Genomic DNA, 17,831 nt, shown 5'->3' with positions numbered 1-17,831 from the left:
ACTCGGTAGGCGAAGGTGACTCCAGCCACAGTTCTGGAAATCGCTGCCGCGAGGGACTCATTTGTCCCTCGCGGCTTTTTTTATTGAAACGCGAACAGAAAACACGATGGCTCCGATGGCGATCCGCAGACAGCGTTGGCGGCTTCCGCTGCGGCGTCAACCCTCCGATTCAATCGTGACAAAGCACTCCAGCACGTTCACCCGGGGTAACAATCGAAAACAATACCCACCGATGGCAGCGCGAACCCACCGATGACAGGGTGCGAGAAATCCGTGGGTTCGCGCTGCGATCGCTGGGCCCAGTCATCGTTTCTTCGTTCCGCAAGTGACAGCCTGCCCTCTGATCCGCTCGGCCAACGCAACTCCAACAGATCGGGGAGAGAAGCGAGCCATTTTTGGGCAGGTCGCTTTTCCATCTGACAAAGCACGAGCGGCTTGGTGTGGAACATCCGCTGTCGTGAAACAGCCGGCAGCTCGGCGATTCGCTAAAACTCCTGAATTACCCGCAAGATCCGTATAAGTTCACACGATAACTGTCTGTACAAGCGGAACCTAACCGTGCTCCGACGCGCGGTCTTGTTATCGAACACCAGGGAAGGTTGCTCGGATGACCAACACGACGAACAGTCAAACAAAACACGCCGCCCAGGCAGACCGTCTGGAATCGGCCACGAAAGGCAGCCATGCCCTTTCGTCTCTCGCACGCAAAGTCACCCTGGTTACGATGGCGTGTGTCGCCGTCGGGACGACGGGTTGCTGGGGCGTCGGCACGAACTACAACCTCGGATTCTTGGGATTTCCGATCCCGGTGAGTCCTTATTATCAACATAAGGCGGAAGAGGATTTCTGGAAGAAAGAGCGTTACGACAAGGTGCCGATCCTCGGCCCGACCACCTCTGGTGGCGCCCCGGTCGCACTCGATCCCCCCAGTGACGACGAAGTGATGCATGCACTCGAAAGTGCACGTCCCGTCCAAGGCGGCATTCCGTTGCTGTATGAAAAGCAACGCAACGACGTGCGGATCATCAAAGAGAAGATCGCCGATTACGTCGATCCGCCTCGATTCTATCCGCTGATCGGCCCCGCCCAACTGCACCACGCACACTACAAGTGCACGATCTACTTCGAAGAGAAGACCACGATCGGCTACCCCGTGCCGCACACGCTGCACGATCAAGAAGCCGTCGAAGTCGTCTACATCGACCACAACCACTTCCACATGGTTGGCGACGTCGAACCCTACACCACTCCGGCGCTCTAGCCGCGTTAACAAGCGTTCCGCTTCACCACTAAAAAGGCGGCTTTGCGTGATCCACGCAGAGCCGCCTTTTTTTAATGCCGAATCACCGCGGACCTACAGCCCCAGCGATTCGCTGGCCGCCTGTTGGAACGCCTTGCGAATGTCCGACCCATCGCTGTTGCCCATTTTGGTCCGCTGAATCATCAACACGTAAATGGTTTGTGTCTTGGGATCGACCCAGCCTTGGGTTCCAAATGCCCCGCCATGTCCGAACGTTCCCGGAGACAACATTTCGGTCACGCCTTGTGGTTCGCGGACGATGCACCAGCCCAACCCCCAGCAATTGCCGGGCGTGAACCCGGTTTCCAAATCGCCGGTCTGCGGTGACGTCATCTGCGTCACCGCGTCTTCGGAGACGACCTGCTGCTTGCGGAATTTCCCTTGGTTCAACACCATTTGATAGAACCGGAACATGTCGCGAGCAGTTGCAAACAGACCGCCCGACGGATTGGGCGCTTTCACCTCGGCCGGATTCGAAATGCGATTGGCAACCGCCTGCAGCGACTGTCCCTCTTCACCCGGGCCATACAACGTTGCGATGCGACGCTGTTGTTTCTCGTCAGGAAAGAACGTGGTGGACGTCATCGTGCCGGGTTCAAAGATTCGCTCTTGCAGGAATGCTTGAAACGACTGACCCGAGACGATTTCAACGATCCGTCCGGCGACGTTCAACCCCGGACTGTACTGCCACTTCGTGCCGGGCTCAAACGCCAGCGGTCGCTCGGCCAGTTGGTCGACCGCCTCTGCGAGTGATCCATCGAACAGTTGATCACCGGCCAGTCCCGAGGTGTGCGTGATGGCGTCGCGGATCGTGATCTCACGGCTCGGTGCCGACCCGTCTTTCAGCTTCAGATCCTTGTAGGCCGGGATGTACTTGCTGACCTTGTCGTCCACACTGAGCTTGCCTTCGTCCTGCAAGATCATGATTGCGGTCGCGGTGATCGGCTTGGTCATCGAAGCGATCGAAAACATCGTGAACGGACGCATCTCCTTTTGTATTTCGATGTCGGCCAACCCGACCGCACCCAAATGCACGATCTTGCCGCGGTGGCCGACCAAGGTCACCGCGCCGGAGATTTTCCCTTGCTCGACGAAGGTTTGCATGGCCGCATTGATCGGGTCGATCACGGGCGGCGGCGTGGGGGCCGTTTTTTTCGGTGCCGTTGCTTCCTGGCCAGATGCCGTGGTCGCAACGGTCAGAATCAGGGCAATGCAACAGGACGATAGCAGGCGAATCATTGAAAGACTCTTGGCAGGTGGGGAAGAACTCACAGCAGGGACCTCCTTGCGGTCCGGTATTGTAACTCCTTTGTCGCGCGTCAAGTTCCCGCCAACGCTGACCTTGCGCTGTGTCAGCGTTGAATCTTCGGGTTGGATTTTGGCGAGCGGAAGAGGGACCGCCTGCCACTTGTAGAGTGTTGCAATGACCATTGAGCCCACGGATAGCAGCGCGAACCCACAGATAGTAGCGCGAACCCACGGATTGGAGCGCGCTGTCATCCGTGGGTTCGCGCTGCCATCGGTGGGTATTCCTTTCGAGGCGTCAGACGATTTTGCCCATCGAATCACCCATTCGGGCGTACAGCTCACGCTGGTCGGCGGAGTGTTGCTGTAAATCGTCATCAAACATGATGCGACCGGGCTCGAAAATGACGATCGTCGATGAACCGCCGAATCGGAAATAGCCCTTTTCATCCCCTTTGGAAACCGGGTCGCCCGGGCGATAGGTCTGGCAGATTCCGCCGACGCAGGTAGCACCGATCTCCAACAGCAAGACGTTACCGAGCGTTTCGGTTTCTAGAATCGTGATCTCACGTTTGTTGGTCGCCAGGATGTGAATGTTTTGACACAACGCGATCGGATTGACCGAGTAGAGCGGTCCGTTGATCAAGCGTGCCAGTCCGGGGCGTCCGGCGGCGGGAAAGTGAAAACGGTGATAGTCGACCGGGCATAGCCGAGACAGCAGCAAGCTTCCCTGGGAATACCGACGCGTCAGTTCGGGATCACGCAGCAGCGTCGCCAAATCGAACATCTGGCCCTTGACGAACAACCCCTCGCAACGTGACAGATCGGGCACGCAGAGGTGTCGTCCGTCGGCGGGGAAGACGAGGGTCGAGGGATCGGGATCGATCGGTCTGGCCGACGGGTTCAGCTTGCGAAAGAAGAACTCGTTGAAGTTGGCGAATTCGTCCGGGTTGCGGGCAAACTCACTCGCGTCGAGTCCAAACTCCGCGATGAAGGGTTTGATTTTCTCGCGGGTTGTCGGTTGGTCCATCCGCCAGCCGTACCAGCGGGAAAACCAAGCCCGTTTCACCATCGCGGCCAGGGCGAGTTTTCCGCCCCACGTCCCATACGTCCAACGAAGCGCCTTGTCGCCGTAGACTTTTTCGACGCATGACTCGTCGCGGTAACGGTCGTGATAGACGATTTCATCCATGGACGGAGTGTGGGAGACGAGGAGGGGGATGTGGGCGTGGGGCGTGCCATCCACTTTGACAACAAACGGGAGGGCTTGTTAGCGGCAGGGCGCGAGCCCTCCGGTCTTTCAAGCTGATACCGGACGGCTCGCGGCCTGTCGGTTTAGTGTATCCACAAAACGAGGGGACGTGGCTTAGTAGGCATCGTCACGATGTTTGCTATTCTTGGCGGATCGTCGTCGCGATTCACTTCTCACGCAGGGAGGCTTGCCCAGTGAGCCAGAGACAACCCAAGACCAGCTATTGGCAGGAAGCTCCTACACCACGCGGGCAACTGGTCCTCATTCCCACCGCCCTGGAGGAACTCATCCCTCAGGATCATCCCGTTCGCTTGGTCGACGAGATCCTCGATCAGATGGACTGGACTGATTGGGAGGCGGCCTACAACGGCGGATTCGGTCAGCCGCCGATCCATCCCAGCGTAATGGCAAAGATCCTGCTGTTTGCCATGATTCGGCGAATCCGATCCAGCCGGAACATTGAATACGAACTCAAGCATTCGATCGATTTTATCTGGCTTAGCAGCGGTCGCCGCATCGATCACAGCACGATCAGCGACTTCCGCCGAAACAATAGTGATGCAGTCAAAGGCATCTTCAAACAAATGGTCAAGCTGGCGATCAACCTGGGGATCGCCAATCTCTCGGAACTGTGCATCGACGGCACACGCATCCTGGCTGACGCCAACAAATACAAGACTTGGACGGCCAAACGATTAGCCAAAGCACTCGAAGAACTTGACGCGCAAATTGATGAGGCCCTGGAAACCTTCGAAGTCAACGACGCATGCGACGAAGATCTCATCGGCCAGGACGTTTCGGCGGACCGCCTCCCCGCCGCCGTCGCCAACTTGAAGTCACGCCGCTCACAACTGGCCGCTCATCTGGAGACGGTCAATGCGATGGACGAAGTCCGCAGGAAAAATGGGACGAAGGGCCCCGCCCAGTTACCCAAGACTGACACGGACAGTCGCATTCTTCCCAATAAGGAGGGTGGTTACGCAGCCAACTTTACTCCGATGGCGACGACCGAAACGCAGAGCGGCCTGATCGTTGCGGCGGACGTCTTGATCGGCAACGTCGAACACCACGAATTTGCCACCATCGTCGACTGTGTGGCCAACGACTTTGGAATTGACATTAAGCGAGTCATGGCTGACTCGGCTTACACGACGGGCAAAAACCTCACTGCGGCTGAGGAAAAACAGATCGAACTGATTGGCCCGCTTGCCGAAACCAATCGCGAGAACAACCCTGCCGAGCGTTCGGATTTGACTGAGCCCGTTGCCGCCGATCAGATTGATCAGTTGCCGGTTAATCCACAAACCAAACGATTTGACAAAGCAGCGTTTGTGTACGACGAAGCGAACGACTGCTATTACTGCCCGGCAGGCAAAGTGCTTTCACATCGGACGACCGAGAACACGACGCATGGCGACGGCTCTCCGGTGCAGCGAAAGGTTTACACCTGTTTTGAATGCGAGGGCTGCACGCTGGCTGGGCGTTGTCGCAAGAACGTGAAGCCAAAAGACGAGGCAAGCAGCAGCGAGGCATCGTCCCAGGAGTCCAGCGAAGCGACCTCGTCGGACAAGCGAGCGGGCAAGCGACGTGGTCGCAAGCCTGGCCCGCCACGTGGTCGCGAGACGATGCATGATGAGCATGAAGGAGCGCGACGTCGGCAGCGTGCGCGAATGGAAACGCCTGCAGCCAAAGAGGCTTACTCTCGTCGTCAGCATTTCGGTGAAACGCCTTTCGCCGTGATCAAGAGCACGCTTGATATGCGGCGATTCCTGCTTCGAGGTATCGCAGGTGTGAATCAAGAATGGCGCTGGGCGGCGACCGGATTCAATCTGAAGAAAATCATGAGTTACTTGGCGAAGCTGCGCGCCGCCGCGGCGACACAATCGCTCGGAACAGCAAACTAGGGGAGATAGGGGGCATTTCGAACGAAATCCGCCACAAGCGAACGCCACGATCCCGTCAACACGCTTACCAACGACTCTGGATGCCCCGCATAGCACCATAAAAGCCTCGTCCGGAACCAAAATCGAATCAACCGTCCCCAGGAACTAAATCGACAGGCCGCTCGCGCCGTTCCGCTACCACCGTCAGGGCTTGTAAGCGGAAGGACGCGAGCCCTCCGGCCTTTCAAGCTGATACCGGACGGCTCGCGGCCTGTCGGTTTAGTGTATCCACAAAACGAGGGGAGGTGGCTTAGTAGGCATCGTCACGATGTTTGCTATTCTTGGCGGATCGTCGTCGCGATTCACTTCTCACGCAGGGAGGCTTGCCCAGTGAGCCAGAGACAACCCAAGACCAGCTATTGGCAGGAAGCTCCTACACCACGCGGGCAACTGGTCCTCATTCCCACCGCCCTGGAGGAACTCATCCCTCAGGATCATCCCGTTCGCTTGGTCGACGAGATTCTCGATCAGATGGACTGGACTGATTGGGAGGCGGCCTACAACGGCGGATTCGGTCAGCCGCCGATCCATCCCAGCGTAATGGCAAAGATCCTGCTGTTTGCCATGATTCGGCGAATCCGATCCAGCCGGAACATTGAATACGAACTCAAGCATTCGATCGATTTTATCTGGCTTAGCAGCGGTCGCCGCATCGATCACAGCACGATCAGCGACTTCCGCCGAAACAATAGTGATGCAGTCAAAGGCATCTTCAAACAAATGGTCAAGCTGGCGATCAACCTGGGGATCGCCAATCTCTCGGAACTGTGCATCGACGGCACACGCATCCTGGCTGACGCCAACAAATACAAGACTTGGACGGCCAAACGATTAGCCAAAGCACTCGAAGAACTTGACGCGCAAATTGATGAGGCCCTGGAAACCTTCGAAGTCAACGACGCATGCGACGAAGATCTCATCGGCCAGGACGTTTCGGCGGACCGCCTCCCCGCCGCCGTCGCCAACTTGAAGTCACGCCGCTCACAACTGGCCGCTCATCTGGAGACGGTCAATGCGATGGACGAAGTCCGCAGGAAAAATGGGACGAAGGGCCCCGCCCAGTTACCCAAGACTGACACGGACAGTCGCATTCTTCCCAATAAGGAGGGTGGTTACGCAGCCAACTTTACTCCGATGGCGACGACCGAAACGCAGAGCGGCCTGATCGTTGCGGCGGACGTCTTGATCGGCAACGTCGAACACCACGAATTTGCCACCATCGTCGACTGTGTGGCCAACGACTTTGGAATTGACATTAAGCGAGTCATGGCTGACTCGGCTTACACGACGGGCAAAAACCTCACTGCGGCTGAGGAAAAACAGATCGAACTGATTGGCCCGCTTGCCGAAACCAATCGCGAGAACAACCCTGCCGAGCGTTCGGATTTGACTGAGCCCGTTGCCGCCGATCAGATTGATCAGTTGCCGGTTAATCCACAAACCAAACGATTTGACAAAGCAGCGTTTGTGTACGACGAAGCGAACGACTGCTATTACTGCCCGGCAGGCAAAGTGCTTTCACATCGGACGACCGAGAACACGACGCATGGCGACGGCTCTCCGGTGCAGCGAAAGGTTTACACCTGTTTTGAATGCGAGGGCTGCACGCTGGCTGGGCGTTGTCGCAAGAACGTGAAGCCAAAAGACGAGGCAAGCAGCAGCGAGGCATCGTCCCAGGAGTCCAGCGAAGCGACCTCGTCGGACAAGCGAGCGGGCAAGCGACGTGGTCGCAAGCCTGGCCCGCCACGTGGTCGCGAGACGATGCATGATGAGCATGAAGGAGCGCGACGTCGGCAGCGTGCGCGAATGGAAACGCCTGCAGCCAAAGAGGCTTACTCTCGTCGTCAGCATTTCGGTGAAACGCCTTTCGCCGTGATCAAGAGCACGCTTGATATGCGGCGATTCCTGCTTCGAGGTATCGCAGGTGTGAATCAAGAATGGCGCTGGGCGGCGACCGGATTCAATCTGAAGAAAATCATGAGTTACTTGGCGAAGCTGCGCGCCGCCGCGGCGACACAATCGCTCGGAACAGCAAACTAGGGGAGATAGGGGGCATTTCGAACGAAATCCGCCACAAGCGAACGCCACGATCCCGTCAACACGCTTACCAACGACTCTGGATGCCCCGCATAGCACCATAAAAGCCTCGTCCGGAACCAAAATCGAATCAACCGTCCCCAGGAACTAAATCGACAGGCCGCTCGCGCCGTTCCGCTACCACCGTCAGGGCTTGTAAGCGGAAGGGCGCGAGCCCTCCGGTCTTTCAAGCCGATACCGGACGGCTCGCGCCGTTCCGCTACCACCGTCAGGGCTTGTAAGCGGAAGGGCGCGAGCCCTCCGGTCTTTCACGCTGATACCGGACGGCTCGCGCCGTTCCGCTACCACCGTCAGTACCCAAGCAGCGGCACTGGCTGGGGCCGCGTGTTGGCTGGTATAGATTGACATGCCGGATCGACTTTGGCGAGAGCGCCTGGTGATTCGGTGTATGATGAAAAGCCGTCTCGGTTTGTCCAATCCTTTCCTCCACCATTCGCTGTCCGAACATGAATCTTCGCCCCTGGATCACCGTCTGTACGTTGGCCTTGCTGGCTTCGCCGCTCGCGTTTGCCGCCGACGCTAAACCCGAACCCGATGAAAAGGTCGTCTACAAGACCGTTGGCGATGTCGAATTGTCGATGCACGTGTTCAAACCCGCCCCGTCGGATTCGGCTGAACCGCGTGCGGCGATCGTGTTCTTTTTCGGTGGCGGATGGAACGGCGGTACCCCGAGCCAATTTTACGGGCAAAGCCGTGCACTGGCGGACCGTGGAATGGTTGCGATGTGCGCCGAATATCGCGTCAAGAAGTCGCACGGGACGCCACCGAAGACGTGTGTCGCCGATGGCAAGTCCGCGATGCGCTGGGCCCGACAGAACGCGTCTCGCTACGGAATCGATCCGAATCGAATCGCCGCCGGTGGCGGATCCGCCGGCGGGCATGTGGCCGCTGCGACGGCAACGGTGACCGCCTTTGACGATCCGGCCGATGACACGACGGTCAGCTGCCGTCCCGACGCGTTGGTCCTGTTCAATCCCGTCTACGACAACGGACCGGACGGATACGGTTACGACCGCGTTGAAGCGTACTGGAAAGAGATCTCGCCGCTGCACAACCTCAGCAAAGACACTCCGCCGACGATCGTCTACTTGGGAACCAAGGACAAGCTGATTCCCGTGGCAACCGGCGAGGCGTTCAAAGCCAAACTCGACAAGCTGGGCGTGCGAAACGAATTGCACCTCTACGAAGGTGCCACGCATGGTTTTTTCAACAAGGGCGACGCCTATGAAGACACCCTGGCCAAGTCGATCCGGTTTTTAACTTCATTGGGATTTGTCCCCCAACGATAGACCGGATGCATTGTGACGAAACCAGACAGGGAAGACACAATGATGGGAAGACAGAATGATGGGGTGACACCTGGGCATACGATGGTCATGCTCCAATCCATCGCCCCCCTCTCCCACTCTCCTTGTCTCCCCCTCTCCTTGTGTGCCTTCATTCTTACCCCCAACGTCGACTAACCCTTGGCCAGTTTCTCGGCGACGCGTTGCAACAGCGCCTTGGTCAGTTTGATGCCTTCGTACTCGGAGACCTTGCCGCCTTCGTATTCGATGCCGACGTAGCCGTGGTAACCGTGTCGCAGCACGATTTCCATCATCTTGAAGTAGTCGGTGTGGACTTCATTGCCGTCTTCGTCGAAGTCGTGCGATTTGGCGCTGACCGCTTTGGCATACGGCATCAATTCTTCGACGCCCTTGTAGCGATCGTACATCTTCGGCTCTTTCCCTCGCGACAGGTAGAAATTGCCGAAATCGGGGAGCGTGCCACAGTTGTCCATTTCCGTTTTGGCGATCGTCCCGGCCAGCCAGGCGCCGTTGCTGCTGAGACCGCCGTGGTTTTCGACGATCACGTTCAGTCCCTGGGGCTTGGCATACTCGCTCAAACGACGCAGTCCGTCGGCGGCCAATTTCATCTGTTCTTCGTAACTGCCGGAGCTGCTGGCGTTAACGCGGATGGAGTGGCATCCCAAGAACTTGGCGGCGTCGACCCAACGGTAATGATTCTCGACGGCCTTGGTGCGTTTGGCGTCGTCGGGGTCGCCCAAGTTTCCTTCGCCGTCGCACATGATCAACAGACTCTTGACGCCCAGATCATCGCAACGGGTCTTCAGCTCGGTCAGGTATTTTTGGTCTTCGGCTTTGTCTTTGAAGAATTGGTTGACGTATTCGACCGCATCGATCCCGAATTCTTCCTTGGTGACGCGGGGGAAATCCAGGTTCGTCAGACCCTTGCTCGAATCGCGCAGGGTGCGGTGCAACGACCACTCGGCCAGTGAAATTTTAAACGGAGCTTCGCCCGCCTCGGCGGCGAACAGCGGAGCCATGGAGAGCGAGGCGGCGGAGGCAGACGCAAATTGGAGAAATTGACGGCGGTTGGTCATGATCACGTGGACAGAACAAGGGAGGAAGCACTCAAAACGACGCCGCCAATTCTACACCAATCTGCCCCCACGTGGCGTACGCTTCCAGCTTGCGTCTTCCGGTGCTTGACGCAGAAGCGTTGCTTCTCAGGGGAGGCAAGCAGGATGCTTACCCCACGGTGCACTCGTAGCGGTAGCCGACGCCGTAGACGGTTTGAACGATTTCAGGATGCTTGGGATCGATCTCGATTCGCTTTCGCAGCTGGCTGATCGTCTGGTCGATGGTCCGGCTGTTGGGGACATGATCATCCTCCCACGCAGATCGGAACAAGTCGGCCCGCTTGACGACTTCACCCGGTCGGGCGGCCAGGGTCTGCAGGATCAGGACTTCGCGCCGGGTCAGCGAGACGGCGTCGTCGCCGCGGCGGGCCCGAAGCTCTTTCGGAAACACCTCCAGTCCACCCATCGAAAAAGGCTCGTCGGAAAACGTCACCCGTGTCTCGGGGGATTCGGACAGGCTGCGACGGGCGACCGCTCGAATTCGCGCGATCACTTCTTTGGTCCCGAACGGTTTGACAATGTAGTCATCGCCGCCGAGTTCCAGTCCGATGACTTTGTCGATCTCTTCCGCCTTGGCCGTGATGAACAGGATCGGCATCGTCGGAGACTGTTGGCGAAAGTACTTGCAAACGTCAAAGCCGCTGAGTCCCGGCATCATCACATCGAGGCAAGCGATGTCGGGCGGCGACGCATCGAACAGGTCCTTGGCATGCCGTCCGTCCGCGGCTTCGGTGACATGGTAACCTTCGTTCCGCAGCACTTCAGCCAACGCGGCACGGGTGTTCGCGTCATCTTCGGCAATCAAGATGTGATGTGTCATTCAATCACCGATCGGTAAGGTTAACGTAAAGGTCGCGCCGCCAAGGCGAGGTTCCGAGGACAGCACCAGGGCACCGCCGTGGCGGACTGCGGCCCGCCGCGCGATCGTCAGACCGATGCCGGTTCCGCTGGGGGCATGAATCGAATCGTCGACGCGCTGGAAGGGACGAAAGATTTTTTCTTGATGGGCCGTGGCGATGCCCGGCCCGTCGTCGCTGACCACCACCCGCAACGTTCGCGTCGAAGCCGAAGCATCGTCCAACAGATCACACTCGATGACGCATTGCCCGCCGCGGGGGACGTATTTTTCGACATTGCTGAGCAGATTCACCAAGACCATTTCAACCACGTCGCCGTCGACCGAAACCTGATCCCGACACCGGCACACGGTCTGCAACGTCAGCCCCGCCGCTTTGAAACTGGGCGTGAACTGTTCCGCAATCCCGCCAATCAACTCACCGATGTCCGTCGGTTCGCGTCGCACCCCGATCGGCTTTCCGCTGGGGCGAATCATTTCCAACACGCCGCTGACCAGGCGTTGCAAACGCCGGCTTTCATGGTCAATCACTTCCAGTCGTCTAGCAAGCGATTCGCTCGCATCACTGTTGGTGATGCGTTTCAAGTCTGACTCGGCCAGTTCCGTGTAGAGCCGGATGTTGGTCAACGGCGTCCGCAATTCGTGCGACACCTGGCCGGCAAAATTGACGCGGCTCTTGGCCTCGCTGACCTGTCGTTGCACCGATGTCAGGACATAAAAACCGACCGACAGCAGCAGCAGCGCGATGCCTGCCGACGACAGATACGTGGGAAACGCGCTGGACGACGGGATCAGCGACTGATCGACGTGCAGCCTGAACTGCCAACTGGCCAACGGCGGCGAGAGCGGCGACGTGACCAGCGGTGGCAGAGAAAACTCATCCACTTCGCCCCATCGATAGACCAACCGCTTTGCCTCATCGACCAAGGTCAGGCTGCCGATCGGGGTCGCCGCGAGTTCGGCGAGTTCAACCTTGGATCCTCCCTCGGTCGGTCGCAACGACGAGGGCGCCATCAAGCGGCCGCGATGATCGGGCAAGGCGGCGATCAAATCCGCAATCCAACGGCTCCGTTCCAGCAACACGCCGACGGTCGATCCGTCATCGCGGGTTCGCCAATAAACCACTTGCGCGCCGTCAGCCATGTACCATTGTTGCCAGGCCGATTCGGTGAAGGTCCCCTTGGACGCGATCTTGGCGCCGGACGATTGGGAATCCGAATTTGCGTTCGGCAACGGACGCGCGTCGACCATCCCGGGCAGCGCCGCGGCGACCTCGGTGGCATCGATGCCGACTGAATCGCTGGGTCTGGGAAAGACCATCGTCCCGGATGGATCGACGACAATGCCCTGGCGGACGATCGGGACCTCGCGGCGCATCCGCCGCAACGCTTCAAAGACCGATGGCGATTCGTCGAGCTGTTCGTTCAACCGCAACGCATAGCCGTCAAACAGTTGAACGATCCGGCGGTCGGCATCATACAGCTGGGACGAAAGCAGCGTGGCCAAATTCTCTTTCGCCGCCACTTGGCTGGCCTTGATTGCATTGGCACTCATCCACCCCAACAGCACCATCGGTGCGGCGACCAGTAGGATCAGTGCGAGAAACAATCGACGCGGCATGGGGCGGCACCTGTTTTTGAATTCCGTTCATTGTATCGACCGGCTCTCAACCGCAAACCGGCCCGCGTCGCGGCCAAGACGGTCCCCCGTCGTGCAACGCAATGAAGCAATTGTTAGCGGAAGGGCGCGAGCCCTCCGGTGTTTCGGTCACGATGAGGAACCGGAGGGCTTGCGTTTGGCCGCTAAAACGTTGGTGTTGACACTCTGTTCGGTTTACGTGACTTCGCTTCCTTTTGATTTCGTCACCGCTCGGCCTCGCTTCAGCCGAGACAGGATGGGTCGTGAGGAAACTGGACAGAAGGAAGATTGCAAATTGAAAATTGAAAAATGAAAACTGCAAAATGAAAAATGCAAATTTGCAATTGGAAGTGTTCAATTTGCAATTTTCAATCTCTTGCTCGGCGTCCTGCACAGGGGAAACGGATGCCAGGCATTTCAGGAATAAAACCTGCGCAAAGCGGCGTAGGGCATGCTGTGCATGCCAAATGGCGTAGGGCATGCTGTGCATGCCAGATGGCGTCGAGCATGCGGTGCATGCCAGATGGCGTCGAGCATGCTGTGCATGCCAGCGTCGTCAGGCACAGCCTGACGGCACGCCGAATCTGGCCCCATCCGGTCCCGCTGGGACGTCGATTGTATTACTGAGCGACTTTTGGGCAAGCACCGCTCTGCGGTGCACACCGCAGAGCGGTGCCACAACAAAGCCCGGAGTCGCGAAGCGCACTCCGGGTGGGGGCGCAGAGGACAGGGGAACCCCAGCGGGGTTCAACGAACGGCGCGGCACAATCCGGGGTGCGCAAACCGCGGCGTGAATCGGGCGAACCGTGTTGCTCTGTTCAACCCCGTTGGGGTTGGCGGCCTGTTGGCGACCGGAACTTGGGGTGCGCGGGCGCGACCCCAAGCTTTGATGTGGCACGCCGCTGGCGTGCGGGCCGCAGGAGCGGTTGCCGCTCGCGAGTCGTTCCCACAACGCGGTACGGCGAGTCATTCGTCAGTAATACAATCGACGTCCCTTGGGACTCAGTTTTTGTCCGCCGGAGGTGGTGTTTTCACACGCATCTGCTGCTGCGCCGCGTTCTTGCTTTGCTCGTATCGCATCGCCTTTCGCGAGTAATTCCATTCTGCCGGACTTTCGATGATCACCGATTGATCCTCATTCAGCTTGGCATTGCGTTTCAGCTCTCTGGATAGTTCGACGCCGAGTTGGGCGCCGTAGAGTTGATCCAGTTTTTGCAACTGCACGCTATTGCCCAGCAGCAGCTCCTTGGCCTCCTTGATACGCCCGGCGTCACGCAGAGCCGTGGCTTGGACGTTCTTTTCGTTGGCCAGTTGGATCGCGCAGTACGCAGCGGTTTCGTGATCGCATTCTCTGGCCACCGCTTCTTTGTCGTCGGTGAACCGCACTTCGATGCTGCTGGTCAACGTGTCGGTCGTCTGGCTGAGCATGTTCTGGTATTGGACGGTGACCGAGGCGAGCGGCCGTTTGCTGCCCGCTTGCCCGGCGTCGACTTCGACTTCGATCACAAAGTAGCGTTGTTGGCGGGCGTACAGTTGGGCCAGCGGAATGTAGATGTCTTGTCCGCTGATGTCCGCTTTGTTGTTGAGCACGCGGACGGGACGAATGCCTTCGCCGATTTTCGCGTGGATTTTGAAATCGCTGGCCACCACGCTCATCAAGTCGTTGAACTCTTTTTGAAAGACCGCGACCAGATCATCGGCTTGTTCGACAAACATGTGGTTGCCGCTGCCGGCCGACGCCAATCGACTCATCAGGTCTTCGTTGTAACCGAGTCCGAGTCCGAGCGTGCTGACGCTGATCCCTTCTTTGACCAGCGAGGCCCCCAAACGCTCCAACTCACGCGGGCTTTTCGGCCCCACGTTGGCTTGGCCGTCGGAGAGTAAGATCACACGATTGACCGAATCGCTGTCGAGGAACTTTCGGACTTCCGCGGCCCCTTTGCTGACGCCGGCAAACAGGGCGGTGCTTCCGCCGGCGTTGACCGAGCGGATTTTTTGGATGATCGATTCGCGATCGGTGGCTTTGGTGGCCGGCACCAGTACGGTCGCGGAATCGGAGTACAGCACGATTGAGACGATGTCGTCATCTCGCAATCGACGGACCGCCGCGATCGCCGCCTCGCGGGCTTGAACGATCTTTTGTCCGCCCATCGATCCACTTTGGTCGATCACAATCGCCGTGTTGACCGGCGGGCGTTTTTTGTTTTGCGGAACGTCAAATCCGGTCAGGGAAATGCGGATGTGATTGATCTGCTTTTCCCCAGCCAGCATCGTCGGATTGGACACCCCGACGTCCAAGGACAACTGTTCGGCCCGCAACGTGTTCGATCCGCTGCCGAGCATTGCCGCCAGAGCCAGCCCGATCGCCAACAGGACGGGCGCGTTTTTCCAATGAGTCGCAGACATCGTTTCGATTCCCTTTTTCAGGTGGTCATTCGCCAGCTGCGTCTCCGGGGGCGATCACAGAAATCGCCGACACACCGATCCGCGCCATTGGCTCAGAACCAATGGCGCGCCGCAGCTATCCTAGTAAACGATCATTCCGCGATTCAATGGTCTGGATCGTCTCAAAACAATGTAAAAGAATTGTCAGATCACTTTCGCTTGCGACCGAACAAGCCCCCGACCTTTTTCGGCTTGGCCGCGTCCTGCGGTTCCGCGGCCTGTTTTGCCGGCGGTTTCGCCCGACCTTTGCCGGCCGCGGCGTCGGTGACGATCAACGGCACATCAGCCTTGCGGGGTGATTTTGACTCGCCGCCCAAAGCCGCCAGCATGGCCAAATCGTTGGCGTCGGCTTTGACCTGCGGCGCCGCGTCCTTAGGGTCCAGTGCCAACTTCGGTTTTTCGGAGACGGTGGGCGCGGCCGCCCCGGCCGCGACGGCTAATTTCTGGGCATCGGCGACGGACAGTTTCGGTCCGCCGGCGGGGTCGTTGGTCTCGATCTTGATCGCCGCGTCGTTGCTTGACACCGCTTTGGCCGCAGCGCGTTCGGTTGGGACGGCTTTTTCAGACGCGACCGGACTTGCGGCGTAGGCGGGGTTGGATTCACGCACGGCGTCCTGGCCGGCCGGTTCGACCGGCGCCGGGGAAAGTGGCGGTTGAGACACGCCCAAAATGGCGGCGGCCTTGGAAGCGACCACTGGCGTTTTCGATGGGGCGGGTTCCGGTTCAACGTGCTGCAAGGCGGCAAACCCTTGAACCTGAGCTGTCCTGACTTGATCCGCCGCGGCAGCCTCGGACGGGTCAATGGAACTCTCATCGGGCAACGCATCGGCGTCTTCGCTGGTCAAGTTGTCGGCCGAGAACAAGGCGGATGCGTCGTCACCGTGTTCGGCCAGGCTGGCCAACATGGCGTCGCTGAGGCCGTCGTCCAAACGACGCCTCCAGGCGGCGATTTCGTCGTCCGACAATCCGGCAGCCCGATTGAGGGTCATCGTGATTTTGCGATCGATCTCGGGCAGCGACGCATGAACGGTCAGCCGGCCGTCGGCGCGGTAATCGAATCGCACTTCGACATTGGTCCCCTTGGGTGTTCCCTTGGGCAAGTCGGCGACGACGCACTTGCCGATCGGCGTCGCATTGATGCCGCGTTTATCGCCGCCCTCGACGATTTGAATTTTGACATTCGGTTGGTTGTTGACGTGAGTTCGAAACCGCACCATCTTCCGCGCCGGCAACTTGCTATTGCGCGGGATCATGATCTTGCGTCGCGGTTTGTTCGATTTGGGGTCGAGCGCCAAGACGCCCAGATCGTGCGAGTTGACGTTGCTGACGGAGATGCCGGTCTTATCATTAGCCCCGGCGGACAACATGCCCGCGTACAACGCCGCGCCGTGGCTGACCGCTTCGTCGGGTGAAAGCGAGCGATCGAGTTCCATGCCGCTGAGTTGCTGCAGTTCGTCGCGGATCATCGGCATTCGCGTCGAGCCGCCGACCAAAATCAAACGCGTCAGATCCGGCCAATCGATGCCGGCGTCGTCGAGCACCAAATGAACGGTCATGATCGTCCGCTCGACCAAGTCGACGCAGCGCTCGGAAAACTGTTCTTGCGTGATCTCGGTGCGCAAGCGCCGCCCGTCATTGGCAAACGCAACGGTGACCGCTTCGCGTTGGGTCAGCGCGTGCTTGGTCTGGTTGGCCTTGCGCAGCAATTCCTGTTCAGCCTGGGGATCGTCTCGAGGATCGATTCCGTGTTTGGCAAGGAACGCTTCGGCGATCAGGTCGACAAGTCGGCTGTCCCAATCGATGCCGCCAAGGTAAACGTCACCGGCAGTTGCGATGGTATTGAAATTTCCTTTTTCGATCTCCATCACCGTGACGTCGAAGGTGCCCCCACCGAGGTCGTACACCAAAACCGTCTCGCGCCGCTCGTTGGCAACTCCGGCGCCCAAAAAACCCTGCTGAACACCGTAGGTGATCGCCGCAGCGGTCGGTTCATTGATGATGTCCAGCACCTTCAATCCGGCCAGCCGCCCGGCATCCTGGGTCGCCTTGCGGCAGGGTTCATTGAAGAACGCCGGGACGGTGATGACCGCTTCGCTGATTCGACCGAGTTTCAATTCTGCATCGGTTTTTAATTTCCGCAGCACCAAGGCTTGGATGACTTCGGCCGGCAAATGCTTGCCGCGGATCGCTTTTTCATAAAATTGCTCGCCGACATTCCGCTTGGCGAACTGGGCCAAACGATCAGGCTCCAACAGCCCGGCCTCGACCGCTTCGATCCCCACGATCGGGCGTTTCTGGTCAAAGAACACGGCGCTGGGTGTGGTCAGGTCGCCCTCGGAATTGCGGATCGTTTCGGGCCGGCCGTCACCGTCCAGGAATGCGACCGCCGAAAAGGTAGTGCCCAGGTCGATTCCGACCGGTGGTTGCGTCTTGCTGTCTGTCATAAAGAAAAACGGGTCGGTCCAACGGAGCGAAGTAGAGAGAAAAGATTGTCGTATGAACGCCGAACGTATCCGATTGTACCCGCCCGATTGTACCCACCCGGTCGCGGCAACGTGATGTCAACTGCGTTCTCACTGCGCGACGAGCGTGTAAATACTGTCGCTGCGGACAGCAGGTCCGGTTGATTCGGT

The 17,831-nt window shown here is 58.6% G+C and carries 11 protein-coding genes; 4 read left to right on the top strand and 7 right to left on the bottom strand.

The genetic code is table 11. From position 1 onward, the window contains the following. The first annotated feature begins 607 nt into the window (after nucleotides 1-607). Complete coding sequence (locus tag TBK1r_RS03765) at nucleotides 608-1,261, top strand: hypothetical protein (protein ID WP_419580936.1); 654 nt, start codon at nucleotides 608-610, stop codon at nucleotides 1,259-1,261. Nucleotides 1,262-1,354: 93 nt separating this feature from the next. On the opposite strand, the gene TBK1r_RS03760 is transcribed toward TBK1r_RS03765, so the two are convergent. Beyond that, a complete protein-coding gene (locus TBK1r_RS03760) occupies nucleotides 1,355-2,539 on the bottom strand; it encodes a serine hydrolase domain-containing protein (RefSeq protein WP_145207597.1) in 1,185 nt (394 codons plus the stop codon). A gap of 304 nt (nucleotides 2,540-2,843) precedes the next feature. Next, a complete protein-coding gene (locus tag TBK1r_RS03755) occupies nucleotides 2,844-3,737 on the bottom strand; it encodes a phosphatidylserine decarboxylase (protein ID WP_145207596.1) in 894 nt (297 codons plus the stop codon). A 254-nt stretch (nucleotides 3,738-3,991) separates the two neighbouring features. Between TBK1r_RS03755 and TBK1r_RS03750 the strand changes: the two genes are divergently transcribed. From TBK1r_RS03750 to TBK1r_RS03740, 3 genes are all read left to right on the top strand, one after another. After that, nucleotides 3,992-5,701: an IS1182 family transposase gene (locus TBK1r_RS03750; protein WP_419580133.1), complete on the top strand. Its 1,710-nt coding sequence runs from the start codon at nucleotides 3,992-3,994 to the stop codon at nucleotides 5,699-5,701. 369 nt (nucleotides 5,702-6,070) lie between these two features. After that, nucleotides 6,071-7,780 (top strand): IS1182 family transposase, encoded by a 1,710-nt coding sequence (locus TBK1r_RS03745; protein ID WP_419580133.1) that lies wholly within the window; start codon nucleotides 6,071-6,073, stop codon nucleotides 7,778-7,780. A 503-nt stretch (nucleotides 7,781-8,283) separates the two neighbouring features. After that, nucleotides 8,284-9,126: an alpha/beta hydrolase gene (locus TBK1r_RS03740; RefSeq protein WP_145207593.1), complete on the top strand. Its 843-nt coding sequence runs from the start codon at nucleotides 8,284-8,286 to the stop codon at nucleotides 9,124-9,126. Between the two features lie 170 nt (nucleotides 9,127-9,296). Here TBK1r_RS03740 and TBK1r_RS03735 read toward each other — a convergent pair whose 3' ends face one another. The 5 genes from TBK1r_RS03735 to TBK1r_RS03715 form a co-directional block, all read right to left on the bottom strand. After that, nucleotides 9,297-10,220 carry a sugar phosphate isomerase/epimerase family protein gene (locus tag TBK1r_RS03735; protein ID WP_145207592.1) on the bottom strand — a complete coding sequence of 308 codons (924 nt, stop codon included), beginning with the start codon at nucleotides 10,218-10,220 and terminating at the stop codon, nucleotides 9,297-9,299. Between the two features lie 148 nt (nucleotides 10,221-10,368). Beyond that, entirely contained in the window at nucleotides 10,369-11,079 is a 711-nt protein-coding gene (locus TBK1r_RS03730; RefSeq protein ID WP_145207591.1) for a response regulator transcription factor, read from the bottom strand. Continuing rightward, a complete protein-coding gene (locus tag TBK1r_RS03725; RefSeq protein ID WP_145207590.1) occupies nucleotides 11,080-12,735 on the bottom strand; it encodes a sensor histidine kinase in 1,656 nt (551 codons plus the stop codon). A gap of 1,020 nt (nucleotides 12,736-13,755) precedes the next feature. Continuing rightward, entirely contained in the window at nucleotides 13,756-15,159 is a 1,404-nt protein-coding gene (locus TBK1r_RS03720) for a vWA domain-containing protein (protein WP_419580935.1), read from the bottom strand. Between the two features lie 188 nt (nucleotides 15,160-15,347). Further along, nucleotides 15,348-17,642, bottom strand: coding sequence for an Hsp70 family protein (locus tag TBK1r_RS03715; RefSeq protein WP_145207589.1), 2,295 nt, complete (start codon nucleotides 17,640-17,642; stop codon nucleotides 15,348-15,350). Nucleotides 17,643-17,831 lie beyond the last annotated feature (189 nt).

Source organism: Stieleria magnilauensis (genome assembly GCA_007753675.1).
Lineage (GTDB): Bacteria > Planctomycetota > Planctomycetia > Pirellulales > Pirellulaceae > Stieleria > Stieleria magnilauensis.
Note: the sequence above shows the minus strand (reverse complement) of the source record. Positions and strands in the feature narration are given on the sequence as shown.